This is a genomic window from Cohnella kolymensis (assembly GCF_000829465.1).
GTDB classification, from domain to species: Bacteria; Bacillota; Bacilli; order Paenibacillales; family Paenibacillaceae; genus Cohnella; species Cohnella kolymensis.
In genome coordinates, this window is the sequence record NZ_JXAL01000014.1 from 109,839 (window position 1) to 128,125 (window position 18,287).

Genomic DNA, 18,287 nt, shown 5'->3' on the forward strand with positions numbered 1-18,287 from the left:
AGAGGCTGTCGGTTAGGCCGCTGCGAGCGGTTTAAATGGGGTGAAACTGCGCTGTGTGACCCAATAAGCCGCTGCCAGCGGTATAAACCCGGTGAAACTGCGCGGTATGGCTAATTAAGCCGCTGCGAGCGGTTTAAATGCGAAGATTCACTTATATGAGCGATTGCCCGTTTAGTGAGACTATGTACAAATACCGTGAGGGTTTCGGTGCGCGGCGCTCGCACAGAAAAGGATACTGCATAAACAAGAGGGCATCCCGGCCGCGCCGGCAGGTAATACAGGGCAGTGTGATCGCGCCCGGCTGCATATGTGTTGTCCGCACCCAAGCTGCTCTTCGCTATAGAGACTGCTTTTTGGGCTGATATCGCGGGGTGCATGGGCAGATGAAACAGTTTTTTCTCCAGACCCGGATAGAATGTTCCTTCCACTCTATGGATCACCCCGTTCGTGTCCATGTCTAAAGAAAGTGAGGCGCCCCAAACCGGTGTTTCAAATAACAATTGCTGCATTAGAATGCGAATTCGATCAGGTGAGGTGTTCCGTATGCTCACCACCTTCAGATCTTGCTGCGGATCTTGTATGCCATAATGCCGCTTGATCTTCGTCAGAAACTCGTAACAGATCCATTGAGGCGAATGTCCGGACGGCTTGGTCAAATTGCCGGTCAGGAGTATTTCACGGGCTCCGTCGGGTGCTGCATGCGACACTTGCGGGGCGATCATAAGTAATGTGACGAAAATCACCGATAATGCGATCGTTCTAATCATGCATTCGGTCCTCCTTTCTGCCTGCACTTTCTGAGTATGATTAAAAAATGGAATTTTTATCCTTGAAGAGTAAGTCTATTGAATGAAAATCTTCCCATCCGTTCACCATATAAGGTAATGAGACGGAACTCGGAGAGGATGGGAGCAATGGCGATACGGTGTTGGAGGAAATCGGTGATGGTGCTGCTCGGCGCCGTCACGCTTTTGTTTTCAGGGCTCGTTTGCTCCGCGGCGGACAAGCCGCCGCCAGGCAGTGAATGGTCGGAGCTTCAGCGGCGCTATCGCGGTGTGTTCGTCCTCTCCGCGCCCAGGGAAAGCCGCAAAGTCGCATTGACGTTTGATGATGTGCCGGATCCCCGGTTTACGCCGCAGGTGCTGGATGTATTGAATACAAAACATGTACGGGCTACCTTTTTTGTCGTCGGCACACGCATGCTAAAACATCCGGATCTGCTGAAGCGGATTGACAGGGATGGGCATGACATCGGCAATCACTCCTACAGTCATCCTGACTTCTCGAGAATTCCGCTGGACAAGGTACAGCAGCAAATCATCCGGTCGGAAGAGATCGTTGAAAAGCTCGTTGGATTTAAGCCGAAGCTGGTGCGTCCGCCCTACGGAGAAATTCGGCCCGCGCAGCTCGATTGGGCGAAACAGCAGGGATATACGGTTGTGAATTGGGACGTGGATTCGAGAGATTGGCGGCAATTGACGGCTGACGAGGTGTTCCGCAACGTGACGAGCGCCGTACGTCCCGGCTCCGTCATTCTGATGCATGCGGGCGGCGGGGAAGGGCAGAACCTGTTGGGCACCGTACAAGCGCTGCCGCGGATCATCGACTGGCTCCGCAATCATCATTATGAGCCGGTCCCGTTGACGGAATTGCTTGATGTGCGGGAGAACAGGGAGGATTCAACCAACCTGTTTCCCCCATTTGGACTGCCATAAACGCAAAAAAGCGTCTCTCTAACGGATCGCTCCGTTTCGAGAAACGCTTTTTTACTTATATATTACTTTAGGATATAGACTTTCACATTCTGTACACCGAATTTCGAAACGTGCGAGCGCGAACCCGGCACGAAGATATCGATGCGCTTGCCTTTGATGGCGCTGCCGGAATCCGTCGCTGTCGCGATCATGCCGCCTGTCGGAAGACCATTGAAATCATATCCGGTTATGAACACCTTGGTTCCGAATGGAATGACCTTCGGATCGACGGCGATGGTCCCTAATTTTAGACGATTGCCGAAATAATCAACTGGTCCCCAGCCGTTCTCCGCCGGTGAATCCGAATACGCTGTCGCTTTAGCGCTGAACACTTTGGAGAACGAAAGCGATTGTCCTTTGGCCGTCGTCAGGGCTTGTACCGTTTTCGCCCGCGGCGCCGCGCTGTTTCCGCTTGGAACAGTGATCTTTAATCCTGCATAGATGTTCAGCGGATTTACATTCGGGTTCGCTTTCATCAGTTTCTTAAGCGGGACGTGAAACTGTCTGGACATGCTCCAGAACGTGTCGCTGTCTTTTGCCGTGTAGGCCACGGCCGCATGCGCGTTCACTGCAGGAAGCAGTAATGCTCCTCCTAAAATGAGCGCGGCAGATCGAAATGCCAAGCTTCTCCATCTTGATGCCATTTGTGAAGATCCTCCTTTAGCGGCCGGCGAGGTTAGCTGTCGGATTCGGGTTGAGAGTACAACCCTACGCAGTCAAGCGATTCACCCCTAGTACGAGCCGTTCAAAGTGGATTGGCATTCGCACAAACGATTCTTTTCCCCCGCACCCAAACGGTTTTGGCCTTTTGTGATTCTGTAAAAGGTTACCACAGCAGGTTGAACGTTAACACCGGAAAGTTAAGGAAATTCAGGGGATCATAGTTGTCAGGAGAGAGACTTAGGACTGCCGGGACGCCTGGCGAAATACGCGACGGTCTCCTGAATGAGAAAACGCGTGGATGGCGCAACCCAAGCAGGATCACCATGGATGAGGGAGGTTGTCCGTTTGGTCTCCTCCAACTCGCGTATACGGACCAGATATAAATCGTTGTCCTTTAACAGCTGCTCCCTAAGGTAGGATTTCGGCAGCAGGGTTCCTGCCCGGCAAGCTGAAAGAAGGCGGATAATGGCTTCGAACGAATCGATCTCCATCCGCACGTCCGGTTTCAGATTATAACGGCGGAACAGCTCGTCGGTCAGTGTTCGATACCAGGTGCCCGGTTGGAATAGAATCATCGGAAGACCGTTCAAATCGGACAGCTCCAGCTGAGTTCGTTCCAATATAAAGTGCGTTCTGGGAAGCACGAGCATGAGATGGTCCTCGAACAAAGGCAAGCTGGTTATAGCCGGATCGTCGTCAACGGAAGAGCCGACGAGACCGAAATCCACTTTGCGTTCTTTCACCAGGGTGGCGATTTCATGTGTTTTGCCGGTCACGGCCTTGATTTCCAGCTGGGGGTGCTTCTCCGTCATGGCCGTGATCAGCTCGGGCAGCGTAGTCTGCAGCGTCGTCAGGCTTGCGCCGATCGTTGCGACCGGTGCTTCCGTCGATTTGAACTCATTTAATTTCTGCAGATATTTACCGTGGAACCGACGCAGCTCTAACGCGAATTCATACGTTACCTGCCCGGCGGCGGTCAACTCCAACCTTTTGCCTATGCGGCGAAAAAGCTGGACCCCAAGCTCCGCTTCCAGCCGTGCAATGCGCCGGGATAAGGCAGGCTGCGACACATTCAGACGATCCGCCGCTTTATTCAGGCTTGTTTGTTCCACAACGGCAGCGAACATACGCATATCTTCAAGCATTCGACAACCTCCGCCTCTCTGTATATGCACAAAAGTTATAACATTTAATAAAAAATAAGTAGTTCCATTATAAGCGAAAAAGGAGTAAGCTTAAATGCGGACGAATAGGTGACGAAGGAACTACATTGTACATCAACCGTATGGATGCGAAAGGAGAACACATAACGACATGAAAGGGAATTCCTACTACTCGCGAAAGCTTCATTCGCTGCTCGGGGTTATTCCGCTCGGTTTATTCATGATCGAGCATGCGCTCACGAACTATTCCGCGTTTGAAGGCGGCCAACAGGGGTTTAAGGACAGCGTGGATTTCTTGCACGGCATGCCGCTCGTCTTTTTCCTCGAAATGTTCATCATTTGGCTTCCAATCTTATTTCACGGGGTTTATGGGCTTTACATCGCTTATCAATCGAACTCGAATGTAGGCAATTTCAACTATGGACGGAACTGGGCTTTTACGCTCCAGCGCGTGACGGGTGTCATTACATTTATTTTTGTCGTTTGGCACGTATACGAAACCCGGCTTCAGGTGACTTTCGGCAACACCACCTATGAAGAACTGGGCAGCCATATGCACGATATCGTGAGTAACCCCGTAGTGTTCGCTATTTATGTCATTGCCGTATTGGCGGCGACCTTCCACTTTGCGAACGGTTTGTGGGCGTTTCTCGTGAGCTGGGGCATAACGGTAGGACCGCGCGCACAAAAAGTTTCTTTTAGAATCTGCTTAGGCATTTTCGTCATTGTGTCCGTATTGTTCCTGTTATCGTTGTTTGCTTTCGGCAGCGATGAATTTGCATCCGCTCCGATTACGGCGTTCACTTCTGCATCTGCAGTGTAAGCGAAAGGAGGAGTTTTTGTCATGGCTAATCAAAAAGTAATCGTCGTCGGAGGCGGTCTTGCGGGACTGATGGCGACAATTAAAGCGGCGGAAGCGGGAGTCAGTGTCGATCTGTTCTCGGTTGTGCCGGTAAAAAGATCTCACTCCGTTTGCGCGCAAGGCGGCATCAACGGAGCTGTCAATACAAAAGGTGAAGGCGACTCCCCTTGGGAGCACTTTGACGATACGGTATACGGAGGCGACTTCCTGGCGAATCAGCCTCAGGTTAAAGCCATGTGCGAAGCTGCACCGGGAATTATTCACTTGATGGACCGCATGGGCGTAATGTTCAGCCGGACGCCGGAAGGCTTGCTCGATTTCCGCCGGTTCGGGGGCACGCAATACCACCGTACGGCATTCGCGGGAGCGACAACCGGCCAGCAGCTGTTATATGCGTTGGACGAGCAGGTTCGCCGCTGGGAAGCGGCGGGGCTGGTTCAGAAGTTCGAACATTGGGAGTTTACATCCGTTGTGCTCGATGAAGACGGCGCATGCCGCGGAATCGCAGCGCAGGATCTCCGCTCTATGGAGTCCGTAACGTTCCGTGCGGATGCGGTTATTCTCGCAACCGGCGGACCGGGAATCATCTTCGGTAAAACGACCAACTCCGTCATCAATACGGGAACGGCGGCCAGCGCGGTGTACCAGCAGGGCGTCTATTACGCGAACGGTGAGTTCATTCAGATTCACCCGACCGCGATTCCCGGCGATGACAAGCTTCGTCTCATGAGTGAGTCCGCGCGCGGTGAAGGCGGCCGGATCTGGACGTATAAAGACGGCAAGCCTTGGTATTTCCTCGAGGAGAAATATCCGGCATACGGAAACCTCGTTCCTCGCGATATCGCTACCCGTGAAATTTTCAGCGTGTGTGTGGACCAGAAGCTCGGCATCAACGGCGAGAACATGGTTTACCTCGATCTGTCTCACAAAGATCCGAAGGAGCTTGATGTTAAGCTCGGCGGAATCATAGAGATATACGAGAAATTCATGGGCGACGATCCGAAGAAGATTCCGATGAAGATCTTCCCGGCCGTTCACTATTCGATGGGCGGCATGTGGGTCGACCACAATCAGATGACGAACATCCCCGGCCTGTTCGCTTGCGGCGAATGCGAGTACCAATACCACGGCGCGAACCGTCTCGGCGCTAACTCCCTGTTGTCCGCCATTTACGGCGGCATGATTACAGGGCCTAAAGCGATTGAGTATATTCACGGATTGAAAAAGTCTGCGGAAGATCTATCGGACAGCGTGTTCGAAAGTGAGCGCAGCAAACAGGCGTCCAAATACGAATCCATTCTGAAAATGGACGGATCGGAAAATGCCTACGTCCTGCACAAAGAGCTTGGCGAGTGGATGACGAACAATATGACCGTCGTTCGCTATAACAGCAAGTTGCAGGATACGATCGCAAAGATCAAAGAACTGAAGCAGCGTTACAAGCAAATCAACATCAACGATACCGCCCGCTGGAACAATTCGGGCGTAGCTTTTACACGTCAACTGTGGAACATGATGGAGCTTGCCGAAGCGATGACGGTGGGCGCACTTATGCGCAATGAAAGCCGGGGAGCTCACTATAAGCCGGAATTCCCGGATCGTGACGACGAGCAATTCCTCAAAACGACGAAAGCGAAATGGACGGCCGAAGGTCCGCAAATTTCGTACGAAGATGTCGATACTTCTTTGATCAAGCCGCGGAAGCGCGACTACTCCACGAACAAGAAGAAGGAGGGCTAAGCAATGGCGGAAACGGCAACTGCTCAACGCACGGTCAAATTTATCATCACACGCCGGGAGACTCCGGAAGCCGCTCCGTACACGGAAGAGTTCGAGGTTCCGTATCGTCCGAATATGAACGTGATCAGCGCCTTGATGGAAATTCAGCGCAATCCCGTCAAAGCTGACGGCAACAAAACCGCTCCTGTATGCTGGGAATCGAACTGTCTAGAGGAAGTCTGCGGCGCTTGCTCCATGGTGATCAACGGTAAGCCGCGCCAGGCATGCTCTGCTCTTATTGATAAGCTGGAACAGCCGATCCGGCTTGAGCCGATGTCGACGTTCCCGGTTGTTCGCGACTTGGTTATCAACCGCGAGCGGATGTTCCAAGCCCTGAAGAAGGTTAAAGCGTGGATTCCGATCGACGGAACTTACGATCTTGGACCAGGTCCTCGCATGGCCGAATCCAAACGTCAATGGGCGTACGAGCTGTCCAAATGCATGACGTGCGGCGTATGCCTGGAAGCATGTCCGAACGTTAACGAGCGCAACAGCTTCATCGGACCTGCTGCGATCTCACAGGTTCGCCTGTTCAATGCTCACCCTACAGGTGAAATGAACGCGCATGAACGCCTTGACGAGTTGATGGAAGACGGCGGTATCGAAGGCTGCGGTAACTCGCAGAACTGCGTACGGTCTTGCCCGAAAGGCATTCCATTGACCACTTCAATCGCAGCCATCAATGGAGACACTACGAAACGTCTGTTCAAGAAATGGCTCAGCATGTAATGTAACGCTAAAGAACCGTCAGAGGAAGCTGCGGCTTCCCTGACGGTTTTTTATGTTCTTGAAACACAGAAAAAACGAGTCTCAGTTGCTGAGACTCGCTTTTATCATGGTTACATCCACTTCTCGCCCCAAGACTGGATGGATTGGATGACATCCTCCAGGTTGTGGCCTTTCTCGGTCAGTTCATATTCAATGCGCACCGGCATTTCCGGATAAACGGTTCTTTTGACAATATCGCACGCCTCGAGCTCTTTCATGCGGTCGGTTAACATTTTATCGCTCATCTCGGGGATTTGCTCTTTAATTTCCTTGAACCGTTTCGGACCACCCATAAGCACGCGGATAATGAGTCCCGTCCACTTTTTGCCCAGCAGTTCGGCGGCCGATTCATATTTGGGGCACATTTTGGAATAGTCCATACGGATTCCCCCTTTGTTCCTATTGTAACACACGCACTTCCCAAAAGTAAGTAATTACTTAATATTTATATGTTACTTGACAAAAGTAAGTAAAGTCATTAATATAGATTTTGCCGCCAATAAACATCAGGCTAAACTACATGAAAGGTGTCGGTAAAAGTGGAAATAGGATTGCTCTTGCTTAGAGTTATTATCGGATTATTATTCGCGGGTCACGCGATGCAAAAGTTGGCAGGATGGTTCGGAGGGCACGGTATTGATGGAACCGGCGGATTTTTCGAATCCATCGGGATCACACCGGGCCGCAGTATGGCGCTATTGGCTGGATTGGCAGAACTGGCAGGAGGATTGCTGTTCGCGCTTGGACTCGTAACACCTCTGGCGGCCTTCCTTATTGTGCTGACGATGCTCGTAGCCATTATTAAGGTGCACGGGAAAAACGGATTGTGGGTTACCCAAAACGGCTATGAATACAATCTGGTTCTCATGGTTATCGCCATTGCCGTCGCACTGATAGGTCCGGGGGACTACTCTCTGGATGCGCTCTTGTTACAATGATTCATATCGGGAGGTACAAAGCATGATTACGATACAACGTGCAGCAGACCGTTATTCGGCTGATTACGGCTGGCTCAAATCCAGCTTCAGCTTTTCCTTCGCCGATTACTACGATCCTTCAAATCTTCAATTCGGTCCGATGAGAGTGCTCAATGACGACTGGATCGCATCCGGAGAAGGCTTCGGAATGCACCCGCACCGGGAGATGGAGATTATTACAATCGTACTCAGAGGCGTGCTTGAGCACAAAGACAGCTTGGGCAACAGGGCGGAAACAACATGGGGTGGAATCCAGCGCATGTCTGCGGGAACCGGTATTACCCACTCCGAGTACAATACTTCCGAGACCGAACCGCTGGAGCTGCTTCAAATGTGGTTCCTGCCTGGGGAACGCGGGCTCAATCCTTCTTACGAGACGACAGCGTTCAACACTGCTGGACTAACTGACAAATGGGTTCCTGTGGCTTCGTCCGCGCCGGTCGCAGGCGAGGTAGCCGAAATTCATCAAGACATGACGGTTTATCTGTCGGAACCGGCTGCCGGGAAGCCGATCACGTTCGCGCAGACTGCCGGCCGAAAGGTATTTCTGATGGTACTTGAAGGTGATATCCGCATCAACGGGGACACTGTCCTAAGCCGCAGAGACGCTGCTCGGATTGAGGAAATGCCGGAATTGACGGTCATCAGCGATGACGGAGCCCGTATCATGTTAATCGATCTTCCCTAAAATAAAAAAGCGACTGCCCATCGGGTCAGTCGCTTTTCGATATCCTATGACTATGTCACAGTCGGAAGCGCATGCTGGTGATGCTTCTCTTCTTGCTGCCGCAGGAATTGTTTGCCGTATTCTCCGTGAGGATGAATGTTCGCGTGCTCCATTTGAATGGTGGAATGGGTGATTCCGTAATTCTCTTTCAGCAACTCATTCGCTGCGAGAATAATGCAGAATGGCTGAATATTCGGATCGACGAACATATGCGCGGTTAAAGAATAATGGTCGCTCGAAATGGCCCACAGATGCATTTCATGCACGTCCTCAACGCCTTCCACTTTGGCAAGGTCGGCGCGGATTTCATCCAGATTGAATTTCTCAGGAACCGATTCCATCAGGATGAAAGTCGCTTCGCGAAGGATTTTCCAGCCTCCATAGAAGATGATTCCCCCGATCACAACACTGATCAACGGATCGAAGAAGAGCCAGCCGGTGAAATAGATAATAATAGCGGAAACAATGACACCGGCAGAGCTCAGCAGGTCGCCGATAAAGTGCCAGAGCGCACTCTGGATATTCAGATTTTCCTCTTCACGATGACTGCGGCTCAGAACAAGCGTCAGTATAAGGTTAACGACAAAGCCGATGGAGGCGATCGTAATCATAAGAGTAAAATCGATTTCTTCCGGTCGAATAAACCGGCGGGCACCTTCAATGAAAATCCCGATGGCAATGACACACAGCGCCAAACCATTCAAGAAGGAAGCGATAATCTCAAACCGCAAAAATCCGAAAGTGTATTTGGCGTTCGGCGGCCTGGTGGCCAGGTAAATGGCCGTCATACTCAGGCCTAGAGCGATAACGTCGGAAATCATATGGGCCGAATCCGACAGCAGCGCGAGGGAGTTGGACAGCAGTCCGCCGATAATCTCCACGATGGTGAAAAAAAGTGTCAACATGAGCGTTATCCATAACGTTTTTTTCGAACGGGATTGTTCCTTCTCATGCTTCAGATGATGAAAGTCGTAAGCGGAGTCGTTCTGCCTACTCATAGGTTCACTCCTTGTGCGGTCTGACATCCGGGAAATTGTCACATAACTGAAATATTGCTGTTACCGGGGTGTTGCAGAGTCAGGATACAATGTGTACCAAGACCCCCTTTTTTCATATTATTGGAACCTGCCGCAAAAGGCAGGTTCCCTTTTTTATGCCCGTTATTTAGAATTATTATAATCTATGTCATCCGACATTGAAAGTCAAAACTCATTATAAAGGAACGATAATTTTTACCTTTTGCCGATAGAACACCCAATGCTTAAATCCGATCTCCCGCAGGCGCCGTTGAACCGATTCCCATTCATCCCCGACACGATTGGGCACGTGGGCGTCGGAACCGAACGTTACGTCTGCCCCGAAGTGCACCGCGCGCTCAAGTATTTCATCCGACGGATACCATCCGCCGCAATCTTTCGTACTGCCGCTCGTATTGATCTCAAGGGAAATGCCGGTATCCGCGACGGCTTGCAGCACGGCATCGATTTCGGCTTCCGCGCCGCGAATGTCCGCGAACAGAGGGTAATATCCCTTCATCGCGTCGATATGCCCGAGAATTTGAAACGCGCCGCTCTGGGCGGATTGACGGATTAGTTCATAATAGTGCTTTTTCTCGTCGATTCGTTCCAGCCGGCTTTTGCTTTTCCAACGATTACGGTTAAAAATACTGACCCCGCGCGTCTGGTGCACGGAACCGATAATATAGTCAAAGGGATAAGGCTCATAGGATTTACGATACAACTCGATATGCTCCGGGAAGAAATCGGATTCCATACCCAGCAGCACCTCTATACGATCACGGTACTTCTCCTTCAGACGAAGCACCTCTTCTACATAGTTGACGAGATCGCTGCGGGCCATCGCAATTCCAGGCTGTGGCTGATCGAGTTCATGAGCAAAATAGGGAGAATGATCGGAAATACCGATCGCCGTCAATCCGGCATCGATTCCGGCCTTCACATAGTCTTCAATCGTTCCTATGGCGTGGCCGCATCTCTCGTGGTGTGTGTGCAAATCAAATTTCGTCATCGTATTCTCTCCCGTCTGTCGTTTACTCGCTGCCGATGAACTGATCCTCCGGCATCCCTTTCAAGTCGTTCAAAAACTGCCGCATCGCACTATTGACGTATCGACCCGATTTCGTCATCACACCGACCGGGTGGCTGACCTCCAGCTCGTTCACCGGGATCATCTTCAGCGTGCCCCGCCGAAGCTCCTCGGAGATCGACTGCTTGGATATGATGGCGGCGCCCAAATTCAGCTCGACCATTCGCTTCACTTCTTCACTGCTGCCGAGCTCCATTGCGATATTCGGCTGGATTCCGTGTTCCCGGAAAATGCGATCCGCGAAACGGCGCCCAAGCGTGTCCGGCGAGAGCATAATGAGCGGGATGTCCTTAAGCATGCCGATCGTCACCCGTTCTGCTGCAGCCAAAGGATGCCGCGGTGCGGCGACCAGCTCGAAAGTGTCGTAATAAAGCACCGAAGTTTCAACCTGCGGACTCCGTTGGGTCAAATATCCGATTCCGATATCCACGGTGCCGTTTTCGACGCTGGCCAGCACTTGAGTTGAGGACATCGAAATAATCGTTGTTTTGATCAGAGGAAACTGGTTTTGAAAATAAGACAGCACCCTGGGCAAAATTTGTATCGCGATCGACGTTGTCGTGCCCATCAAGATATGTCCCTGCGGATTTTCGTCCAAGTCGGTAAGCTTCTGTTTTAATTGTTCCACGGTTGCTAATATTTGCTCCGCATGCTCCAGAAATATTTTACCCCGATCCGTGAGGGTGACGGGATGATTCCGGTCGACTAATATGGTTTTAAACTCATCTTCAAGGCTCTTAATCTGCGCGGACACCGCCGGCTGCGTTAAATTGAGCAATTCGCCGGCTTTTCGGAAGCTCAGTGTCTTTGAGATCGTTAGCAGCGTCTCGAGTTGGCTGATGTTCAATCGATCGCCTCCGGGTATTCAATATATTTATCATATTCAGAGGATTTATAAAAAGGATTTCTCATAACCTCATTATAGGAGATATTCAAAGCCCGAGCAAAGAAAAAAGGAAAAGGACCGCTTTCGTCGAAATGATTCGGAAAAGGGCTAATGGCGAGAGGGGCAAATGCTTTGTTGGACGATAAAAAAACGGTCAGAGCTGGGTATGGTACGACTGGGCGAATTCAGCTTTTATTACAACCATTATAGCAGCGGTAATGCCCGTGTATTATCAGAGTGCCATCGGCGGTACGGATGCGGATTGGAGCTTTACCCAGACGGCGGCCGCACTCGTCATCGCGCTTCTGTCTCCTTTGCTGGGCGCCATTGCGGATCACATGGGCAATAAAGTAGGCTTTCTCCGTCTATTCACCGTTCTAGGCTCCATCGCAAGCGTTTGCCTCGCTTTTACGGGAGCAGGGGATGTGTGGCTGGCGTCGATCCTTGTCGTGGCCGGGATGATCGGTTTCGGGTCCGCCAATACTTTCTATGATGCTCTTCTGAACGACATCACTTCCCCGGCCGAAAGGGACAAGGTCAGCGCCCGCGGCTATGCTATGGGTTACTTGGGCGGAGGCGTGCTGCTCACGATTAACCTGACCATGATCATGAAATATGAATGGTTCGGACTGCCGGATGGGGCGGCCGCAACTCGAATCTCGTTCGTTATGGTCGGCGTATGGTGGCTCTTGTTTTCAATTCCTTTATTAAAACATGTGAAAGAAGCCCCTGTCCCTGTCCGAGGCAAGGTAATGGGGCATGTGTGGGTCGGCTTCCGGCGGCTGGGCGAGACATTCACCCAATTGAAGGACTACCCGGAGCTGCTGAAGTTCATGGTGTCGTTTTGGTTTTTCTCTAACGGGATCGGAACGATTATCGTCATGGCCGCAAGCTACGGGAAAACAATCGGAATAGAGGATACCCACCTGATCGCCGCACTTCTGATCACCCAGTTTGTCGGTTTTCCGGCCACTGTCGTGTTCGGAAAATTCGCGCACCGGTTCGGCGGTAAAAAGATGCTGTACGGCTCGCTGCTTACTTACCTTGTCATTGTGATTATGGGTTATTTCATGCAGAACGCGACGCACTTCTTTATTCTTGCCTCGCTGGTCGGCTTGGTGCAAGGAGGATCCCAGGCAATCGCGCGCGCCATGTTCAGCCGCTTGATTCCGAACGGCCGAACAGCGGAGTATAACGGTTTCCTCAGTGCTTCAACGCGATTCTTCTCCTTCGGAGGACCGCTCGTATTCGGACTTGTCAAAGTCATTTCAGATTCAAGCCGGGCGGCGATTTTGGCAGTCGCCGTCTTCTTCATCGTTGGAATCGTTCTGCTTTACTTCGTGAACTTAGCGAAGGGTGAAAGGGAGGCGGGGGAGGGGCCGGCCGGACCGCGCATCATTGTGCCGCCGGAACAACAGATTCCGCATATATAATCGATGCGCTGCCGCATGGACGGCCGGTTTCATACGATATATCTTTAAGCAGCTCCGCAAATTTATGTTCATGGACGGTGTCACCGGGTTCCGCTTGCAGCCAAGCGATTCCCGCGGCAGCCGTCCTTTTGCCGTCTAGAAGCGCTTCTTCCCATAGATCATCGGCGCTCTCGTGTCTCACCAGGGTACGATCGCAGGGATCGATCCAAGGCTGACGGGTATCGTTCAGCACATCCCAAGCAGGCAAACGCCGAGGCGGCGAGAACGGCTCGATCTGCCCAAGCAGCAGTTTGCCTTTCCAATCGGAAGGATCGAAAAATAACTTCTGGGCTGTAACCATTTGCGCCACGGCTTCATCGATCTCATCCGGATTGATTTGCTTAGCGAGCACCGGATAATGGAGGGAGACAATTTGCAGAAAATCGGCGGCGAAATCCCCGGGCATTCTGCCGCCGGTATCGATTTCCGGCGCAACCGGAGTATTTCCCGTATGAATGCCTGCACGCCGCTCCAGAACAACGGAGTCCATCGCGGTCTCGAACCTCTGGTGGTCCCACTTTTTGAAGCCGGAGCGGCTGAACACGAAAGGGTGAAGATAACGGTCCAGAATATGATGGAGCAAAAAGCCGATTGTAAAAGCGGATGCCGAATCGGTCACGTCACGCTCCCGCACGCGGCTGAACAATGACATCAGAAAAGGACCGCACCGCACGCTGTGCATTTGTGAGCCGAGCCGATTGAGCGGTGTCGCGCTTTGCCAAGGCAAAAAATGATGATAAAACAAAAAATCCGGACCTTGGCAGCCGAGCTGGAAAGCTTTCTTCCATACAGGATCGCTCATCATGAAGCCCGGCTCGAGTTCATGCAGCACCTCTCTGCCGAACTGAATATGTGCCCATATATTCGGCATAAACGTTCACCTCATATCAGTCGAAAGTCCTGTTATTACCACGAAAATTGTATACTTATCCCATTACTTTCAGTATAATAGGGAAAGGCAAATTCGACCAGCGGTCATTTTCTTCTGCTCAAAGGGGTACGTACACGCATGAAGGCTGAGTATATCAACCCGTTTTTAGAGTCCGCGCGAACCGTCATCGAGCAGATGTGCCGAATCCGTCCCAGCACGGGCCGGCTCTCAATCAAGGAAATCGTGTTTGCCGAGAACCATTTGTGGATTCAGATCGGGTTAACCGGGCAGATGACCGGGGACATCATTTTCAGTCTAAGCAAGCCTGTAGCGCTTCGAATTGTGTCCGCCATGATGGGCGGATTCGCCATAACGGAAATCGATGACATGGGGAGAAGCGCGATCTCCGAGCTGAGTAATATGATCAGCGGCAATGCCAGCACACTGCTTTACAATCAAGGAGTTATCGTTGATATTACGCCGCCGCGCATCGTCAGCGGGTCATTCGCCGCACGCCGCGCCTTGGCCGTTCCGCTCATCATGGACGGCATCGGGGAAATGGAAATACAGGTGCTCATTGCGTGACAGCCGGCCGCCCCATATAATAAACTCGATCAGGTCAGCCCCGCGAGGGGCTTTTTTGGTGCAAATAGGGGTTAATAAGTAATGCGCTAATATCCTCACAGGAGGGGTATGCTTGAAAGTATCGCTGTATAACAAGGTTATCCTTATTACCGGCGCATCGAGCGGGATCGGGGCCGTAACCGCCAGGCTGCTGGCCGAGCGGGGAGCAATCCCCATCCTGACAGCAAGATCCAAAGGGAAAATGGAGATGCTGTCCGCCTCCATTCAAGGGGATTCTCCCGTTTATGAGATGGACGTAAGGGACACGGCGCAAGTAAATGATGTCGTGTCGCAAGTTCATCGGCATTACGGTAAAATAGATATTCTGTTGAACAATGCAGGCTTCGGTGAATTTTTGCGTTTCTCTGAAACCTCGATCACTCAATTTCAAGATATGATGGACGTCAACTACATGGGAACGGTTCGCTGCACACATGCGGTTCTCCCTTACATGCTTCAGGCCGGAGTCGGACATATCGTGAACGTTGCCTCCATGGCCGGCAAAATGGCGACCGCCAAGTCGACCGCTTACTCTGCGAGCAAGCATGCGGTGCTGGGTTTTACGAATGCGCTTCGCCGCGAGCTGAAGAGCTCCGGCGTAATGGTGTCGGCGGTAAATCCCGGCCCGATCGATACTCCTTTTTTTGAGCGGGCGGATCCGGAAGGAACGTACTTGCGCAATCTCGGCAGGTTTGTGATGACTCCAGATCGGGCGGCCGGCGCCATCCTGCATGTTATCGAGCGGCGTAAAGCCGAGCTGGATTTACCCTGGACGGCGGCAGCCGGTGCTCGACTGGCGCTGCTATTCCCCCGCTTGTTCGATGTACTGTTCGGAAAAATTGTGGATAAGAAATAGCTTGTTAAGGAGATGTACATATGAGTTTCGGGGATTTGGGTTTGAACAAGGAACTGACGGACAAGCTGTCCTCATCGGGGATCATGGAGCCGACGGACGTGCAAAAGCAGGCCGTCCCGGCGCTGCTCACCGGACAGGACGGCGTGCTGGTGTCTCCCACCGGTACAGGTAAGACACTTGCTTATCTGCTCCCGCTGCTACAGCAGATCGACGGCACCCGGCGGGAGACGCAAGCTGTCGTACTGGCACCGACGCAGGAGCTCGCCATGCAGATCATGCGGGAGGCGGAGACCTACGGCGCCCCGCTCGGGATTAAAGCTACCGCGCTGATCGGAGGGGCTTCCTTGGCTCGTCAATTGGAGCGCATGAAGAGCCATCCGGCGCTCGTGGTCGGTACCCCCGGCCGCGTACGGGAGGTCGCGTCCACGCGCAAGCTCTCGCTGCATAAGGTAAGTCATGTCGTTGTGGATGAAACGGATCGTATTTTTTCGCTCGGCGGACGGAGCGATGTGGAAAATATGCTTCGGAAGTGTTCCCCCGAACGGCAAACCGTCTTTGTTTCCGCGACGCGTTCCGATGCGATGAAGGATGCGGAGAGAAAATGGCTGAAAGATCCCTGGATTGCCGACGTTTCCGGTGATCAGGCCGGCAGCGGTCTGTCATCGACCCTTCAGCACTGGTATTTCCTTACCGACCGCCGGGAGAAGATCGATCTGGTCCGCAGGCTTATCCGTCACATGAAGCCTTCGTCAGCGCTGCTGTTCGTCAATGACACGGAAAAAATCGGCGAATTGCTGGCGAAGCTGCGCTATGAAGGTTTTTCCGTCGATGCTCTCTACGGGGATACTCCGGGACGGGAGCGAGGGCAGGTTATGCAGCGTTTTCGTAAAGGCCGCACTTCTCTATTGATTGCCACGGATGTTGCGGCCAGGGGATTGGACATACCCGGTATGCCGGTCATTATCCAGTTCGAGCCTGCGTTAGATGCCGATCACTACGTTCACCGCGCGGGTCGTACGGCAAGGATGGGACTGGAAGGCACTTCAATTACTTTGATCGCTCACCAGGAAAGATTTATTGTCGACAAGCTGGAAAAGCAGCTTAACATTAACATTGTTCCTAAAACATTGTATCAAGGCCGCATCGTCTCTCCCGAGCAGATGGAGGATAGACGACCCGTGCGCCAGGAGAAGCCGCCGGTTGAAAGCGATGGATCGGCGGGTAGCCCCGCGCAGGCTGTTCAAGCGCGCTCCATTAAGCGTAAGCAGCCAGGTAAAGCAGCTCCTTCCGCCGCACCTGCGAAAAAAGCAGCGAATCCGCCCAAAGTGAAACAGGACCGGCAGCGTGACCGCAAGAACAAAGGTGCGCCTCGCTGGCTCAAGGAGAAACGCGAAACGCCGCCCGCAGACAAATCGTAAAGCGGAATAAGACTCATCCCGATGCTCCATCCGGGATGGGTCTTTTTTGGTACTTAAGGCTTATTTTGGTTCTGGGACCCCCGAAAATTGACGATAACCCCGAATCTTATAAGTGTGCAAGACGAACTTTACCCCAACAGGGAAAAAGGAGTGTTATTCAGAAATGACGCAAAAGCAAAACTTCTTGAAGAAAACGGCAATCGCTACAATGGCTCTCAGCTTGGTGGCCGGCAGTGCAACCGGCATTATGGCTTCCGCAAAATCGAAGCAAGGACATGACGATCACAAATCCAAATTTAAAATTAATCTTCAATTCAAAGACGTAAGCGAAAAGGAAATGAAGTGGGCTTACAACCACATCATCCGCCTCGCTGCGCAAGGTGTGTTCAACGGTTATGAAGACGGAGATTTCAAGCCGCAAAACAAAGTTTCCCGCATCGAAGCGATCGTAGGCGCTGTTCGTTTGCTCGGTTTGCAGGCTGAAGCCGAGAAGCCGGAAAATATGAACGCTAAGCTGAACTTCAAAGACTTCAACGAATTCAAGAAGAAAAATGCTTGGGCTGTCGGTTACCTCACAGTCGCTCTCGAGAACGACCTGTTCGCGGAAACCGAAACTTCCATCCAAGCTAACAAACCAGCTGACCGTCTCTGGGCATCCATTCTTCTTGTAAAAGCAATGAAGCTTGATGCCGAAGCGAAAGCCAAAATGGATACGGAGCTTGAGTTCCGTGATGCGCGTGAAATTCCGGCAGGTGCAGTAGGCTATGTAGCTGTGGCTCTTGAGAAAAACCTGATCACCGGATACAACGACAAAACGTTCCAGCCGCACCGCCCGGTAACTCGCGCTGAGCTGGCCGCAATTCTGGACCGTGTCGATCAGCAGCTGCCTGAGCAAAGCGCTCAAGCGATTACAGGCGTTGTACAGACTTCGGCAAATGGCGTTTTGACTGTGAAAAAAGCTGACAACACAACGGTTACCGTTACCGCAGCTTCCAACGTGTTTGTTTTCCGCAACGACGTTAAAGTCGCGCTGACTGCAATCCAACCGGGCGATGAAGTGCTTGTCCGGACTTTCGAAGGTAAAGCGGTATTTATCGAAGTGACCAAAATAGCACCGGCCGTTATCAATTTTACTGAAACAGGCAAGGTAAGCACTTTTGCAGTAAACGGTGAGGGCAAGATCACAACTATTACCATCACCAAGGAAGTTACAGGCGGAACTGCGCAGTCCATCGTGCTGCAAGTCGATCCGAATGTAACCATCAGCCCTGCCGGCGGCGTGCTTGCTCCGAATGCAACCGTGACCGTTACTGGAACGAACAACGTAGTAAAAACGATCACCATCACAGCGGCACAATAAA

General features: G+C 51.9%; 19 protein-coding genes and 1 riboswitch. Of the genes, 11 read left to right on the forward strand and 8 right to left on the reverse strand.

Annotated features, from left to right (window positions below; translation table 11 throughout):
* Positions 1 to 110: 110 nt before the first annotated feature.
* A complete protein-coding gene (locus SD71_RS09420) occupies positions 111 to 767 on the reverse strand; it encodes a hypothetical protein (protein ID WP_041062132.1) in 657 nt (218 codons plus the stop codon).
* 147 nt (positions 768 to 914) lie between these two features.
* Here SD71_RS09420 and SD71_RS09425 point away from each other — a divergent pair, with 147 nt between their 5' ends.
* The gene (locus SD71_RS09425; protein ID WP_235427054.1) at positions 915 to 1,715 is read left to right on the forward strand and encodes a polysaccharide deacetylase family protein; all 801 of its coding nucleotides are present in this window, start codon (positions 915 to 917) and stop codon (positions 1,713 to 1,715) included.
* Between the two features lie 62 nt (positions 1,716 to 1,777).
* On the opposite strand, the gene SD71_RS09430 is transcribed toward SD71_RS09425, so the two are convergent.
* Positions 1,778 to 2,398 (reverse strand): 3D domain-containing protein, encoded by a 621-nt coding sequence (locus SD71_RS09430; protein ID WP_041062133.1) that lies wholly within the window; start codon positions 2,396 to 2,398, stop codon positions 1,778 to 1,780.
* 6 nt (positions 2,399 to 2,404) lie between these two features.
* Positions 2,405 to 2,570, reverse strand: a riboswitch (cyclic di-AMP (ydaO/yuaA leader).
* 71 nt (positions 2,571 to 2,641) lie between these two features.
* On the reverse strand, positions 2,642 to 3,562 hold the full coding sequence (locus SD71_RS09435) for a LysR family transcriptional regulator (RefSeq protein ID WP_041062134.1): 921 nt from the start codon (positions 3,560 to 3,562) through the stop codon (positions 2,642 to 2,644).
* A 169-nt stretch (positions 3,563 to 3,731) separates the two neighbouring features.
* Here SD71_RS09435 and SD71_RS09440 point away from each other — a divergent pair, with 169 nt between their 5' ends.
* The 3 genes from SD71_RS09440 to sdhB are packed head-to-tail and all read left to right on the forward strand — an operon-like array spanning position 3,732 to position 6,950.
* Positions 3,732 to 4,403, forward strand: a complete 672-nt coding sequence (locus SD71_RS09440) for a succinate dehydrogenase cytochrome b558 subunit (RefSeq protein WP_041062135.1) — start codon at positions 3,732 to 3,734, stop codon at positions 4,401 to 4,403.
* Positions 4,404 to 4,424: 21 nt separating this feature from the next.
* Complete coding sequence (gene sdhA, locus SD71_RS09445) at positions 4,425 to 6,182, forward strand: succinate dehydrogenase flavoprotein subunit (protein WP_041062136.1); 1,758 nt, start codon at positions 4,425 to 4,427, stop codon at positions 6,180 to 6,182.
* A 3-nt stretch (positions 6,183 to 6,185) separates the two neighbouring features.
* Positions 6,186 to 6,950 carry a succinate dehydrogenase iron-sulfur subunit gene (sdhB, locus tag SD71_RS09450; protein ID WP_041062137.1) on the forward strand — a complete coding sequence of 255 codons (765 nt, stop codon included), beginning with the start codon at positions 6,186 to 6,188 and terminating at the stop codon, positions 6,948 to 6,950.
* 110 nt (positions 6,951 to 7,060) lie between these two features.
* On the opposite strand, the gene SD71_RS09455 is transcribed toward sdhB, so the two are convergent.
* Positions 7,061 to 7,369 (reverse strand): winged helix-turn-helix transcriptional regulator, encoded by a 309-nt coding sequence (locus SD71_RS09455; protein WP_041062138.1) that lies wholly within the window; start codon positions 7,367 to 7,369, stop codon positions 7,061 to 7,063.
* 219 nt (positions 7,370 to 7,588) lie between these two features.
* Between SD71_RS09455 and SD71_RS09460 the strand changes: the two genes are divergently transcribed.
* Together SD71_RS09460 and SD71_RS09465 are read left to right on the forward strand one after the other, a co-directional pair.
* Positions 7,589 to 7,927 (forward strand): DoxX family protein, encoded by a 339-nt coding sequence (locus SD71_RS09460; protein ID WP_235427062.1) that lies wholly within the window; start codon positions 7,589 to 7,591, stop codon positions 7,925 to 7,927.
* A gap of 22 nt (positions 7,928 to 7,949) precedes the next feature.
* The gene (locus SD71_RS09465) at positions 7,950 to 8,654 is read left to right on the forward strand and encodes a pirin family protein (RefSeq protein ID WP_041062140.1); all 705 of its coding nucleotides are present in this window, start codon (positions 7,950 to 7,952) and stop codon (positions 8,652 to 8,654) included.
* Positions 8,655 to 8,704: 50 nt separating this feature from the next.
* Here the strand turns inward: SD71_RS09465 and SD71_RS09470 are convergent, their stop codons facing one another.
* From SD71_RS09470 to SD71_RS09480, 3 genes are all read right to left on the reverse strand, one after another.
* Entirely contained in the window at positions 8,705 to 9,691 is a 987-nt protein-coding gene (locus SD71_RS09470) for a cation diffusion facilitator family transporter (RefSeq protein WP_041062141.1), read from the reverse strand.
* Positions 9,692 to 9,905: 214 nt separating this feature from the next.
* Positions 9,906 to 10,721 (reverse strand): histidinol-phosphatase, encoded by an 816-nt coding sequence (locus SD71_RS09475; protein WP_041062142.1) that lies wholly within the window; start codon positions 10,719 to 10,721, stop codon positions 9,906 to 9,908.
* 22 nt (positions 10,722 to 10,743) lie between these two features.
* On the reverse strand, positions 10,744 to 11,646 hold the full coding sequence (locus tag SD71_RS09480) for a LysR family transcriptional regulator (RefSeq protein WP_041062143.1): 903 nt from the start codon (positions 11,644 to 11,646) through the stop codon (positions 10,744 to 10,746).
* Positions 11,647 to 11,903: 257 nt separating this feature from the next.
* On the opposite strand from SD71_RS09480, the gene SD71_RS09485 reads away from it, so the two are divergent.
* Positions 11,904 to 13,118: an MFS transporter gene (locus SD71_RS09485; RefSeq protein WP_082034147.1), complete on the forward strand. Its 1,215-nt coding sequence runs from the start codon at positions 11,904 to 11,906 to the stop codon at positions 13,116 to 13,118.
* On the opposite strand, the gene SD71_RS09490 is transcribed toward SD71_RS09485, so the two are convergent.
* Positions 13,081 to 14,028 carry a zinc dependent phospholipase C family protein gene (locus tag SD71_RS09490; protein ID WP_041062144.1) on the reverse strand — a complete coding sequence of 316 codons (948 nt, stop codon included), beginning with the start codon at positions 14,026 to 14,028 and terminating at the stop codon, positions 13,081 to 13,083. The two genes, SD71_RS09485 and SD71_RS09490, sit on opposite strands and share 38 nt — an antisense overlap.
* 138 nt (positions 14,029 to 14,166) lie before the next feature.
* Between SD71_RS09490 and SD71_RS09495 the strand changes: the two genes are divergently transcribed.
* From SD71_RS09495 to SD71_RS09510, 4 genes are all read left to right on the forward strand, one after another.
* Positions 14,167 to 14,613 (forward strand): chemotaxis protein CheX, encoded by a 447-nt coding sequence (locus SD71_RS09495; protein ID WP_041062145.1) that lies wholly within the window; start codon positions 14,167 to 14,169, stop codon positions 14,611 to 14,613.
* A 112-nt stretch (positions 14,614 to 14,725) separates the two neighbouring features.
* Positions 14,726 to 15,508: an SDR family NAD(P)-dependent oxidoreductase gene (locus tag SD71_RS09500; RefSeq protein ID WP_041062146.1), complete on the forward strand. Its 783-nt coding sequence runs from the start codon at positions 14,726 to 14,728 to the stop codon at positions 15,506 to 15,508.
* A gap of 20 nt (positions 15,509 to 15,528) precedes the next feature.
* Positions 15,529 to 16,926: a DEAD/DEAH box helicase gene (locus SD71_RS09505; protein WP_041062147.1), complete on the forward strand. Its 1,398-nt coding sequence runs from the start codon at positions 15,529 to 15,531 to the stop codon at positions 16,924 to 16,926.
* Positions 16,927 to 17,089: 163 nt separating this feature from the next.
* Positions 17,090 to 18,286 (forward strand): S-layer homology domain-containing protein, encoded by a 1,197-nt coding sequence (locus tag SD71_RS09510; protein ID WP_041062148.1) that lies wholly within the window; start codon positions 17,090 to 17,092, stop codon positions 18,284 to 18,286.
* The last annotated feature ends 1 nt before the right edge of the window (position 18,287 follow it).

Bases quoted from the DNA above. Each gene is read 5' to 3' on its own strand.
- SD71_RS09420 (WP_041062132.1), bottom strand. From the start codon at position 767: ATGATTAGAACGATCGCATTATCGGTGATTTTCGTCACATTACTTATG.
- SD71_RS09425 (WP_235427054.1), top strand. From the start codon at position 915: ATGGCGATACGGTGTTGGAGGAAATCGGTGATGGTGCTGCTCGGCGCC.
- SD71_RS09430 (WP_041062133.1), bottom strand. From the start codon at position 2,398: ATGGCATCAAGATGGAGAAGCTTGGCATTTCGATCTGCCGCGCTCATT.
- SD71_RS09435 (WP_041062134.1), bottom strand. From the start codon at position 3,562: ATGCTTGAAGATATGCGTATGTTCGCTGCCGTTGTGGAACAAACAAGC.
- SD71_RS09440 (WP_041062135.1), top strand. From the start codon at position 3,732: ATGAAAGGGAATTCCTACTACTCGCGAAAGCTTCATTCGCTGCTCGGG.
- sdhA (WP_041062136.1), top strand. From the start codon at position 4,425: ATGGCTAATCAAAAAGTAATCGTCGTCGGAGGCGGTCTTGCGGGACTG.
- sdhB (WP_041062137.1), top strand. From the start codon at position 6,186: ATGGCGGAAACGGCAACTGCTCAACGCACGGTCAAATTTATCATCACA.
- SD71_RS09455 (WP_041062138.1), bottom strand. From the start codon at position 7,369: ATGGACTATTCCAAAATGTGCCCCAAATATGAATCGGCCGCCGAACTG.
- SD71_RS09460 (WP_235427062.1), top strand. From the start codon at position 7,589: ATGCAAAAGTTGGCAGGATGGTTCGGAGGGCACGGTATTGATGGAACC.
- SD71_RS09465 (WP_041062140.1), top strand. From the start codon at position 7,950: ATGATTACGATACAACGTGCAGCAGACCGTTATTCGGCTGATTACGGC.
- SD71_RS09470 (WP_041062141.1), bottom strand. From the start codon at position 9,691: ATGAGTAGGCAGAACGACTCCGCTTACGACTTTCATCATCTGAAGCAT.
- SD71_RS09475 (WP_041062142.1), bottom strand. From the start codon at position 10,721: ATGACGAAATTTGATTTGCACACACACCACGAGAGATGCGGCCACGCC.
- SD71_RS09485 (WP_082034147.1), top strand. From the start codon at position 11,904: ATGCCCGTGTATTATCAGAGTGCCATCGGCGGTACGGATGCGGATTGG.
- SD71_RS09490 (WP_041062144.1), bottom strand. From the start codon at position 14,028: ATGCCGAATATATGGGCACATATTCAGTTCGGCAGAGAGGTGCTGCAT.
- SD71_RS09495 (WP_041062145.1), top strand. From the start codon at position 14,167: ATGAAGGCTGAGTATATCAACCCGTTTTTAGAGTCCGCGCGAACCGTC.
- SD71_RS09505 (WP_041062147.1), top strand. From the start codon at position 15,529: ATGAGTTTCGGGGATTTGGGTTTGAACAAGGAACTGACGGACAAGCTG.
- SD71_RS09510 (WP_041062148.1), top strand. From the start codon at position 17,090: ATGACGCAAAAGCAAAACTTCTTGAAGAAAACGGCAATCGCTACAATG.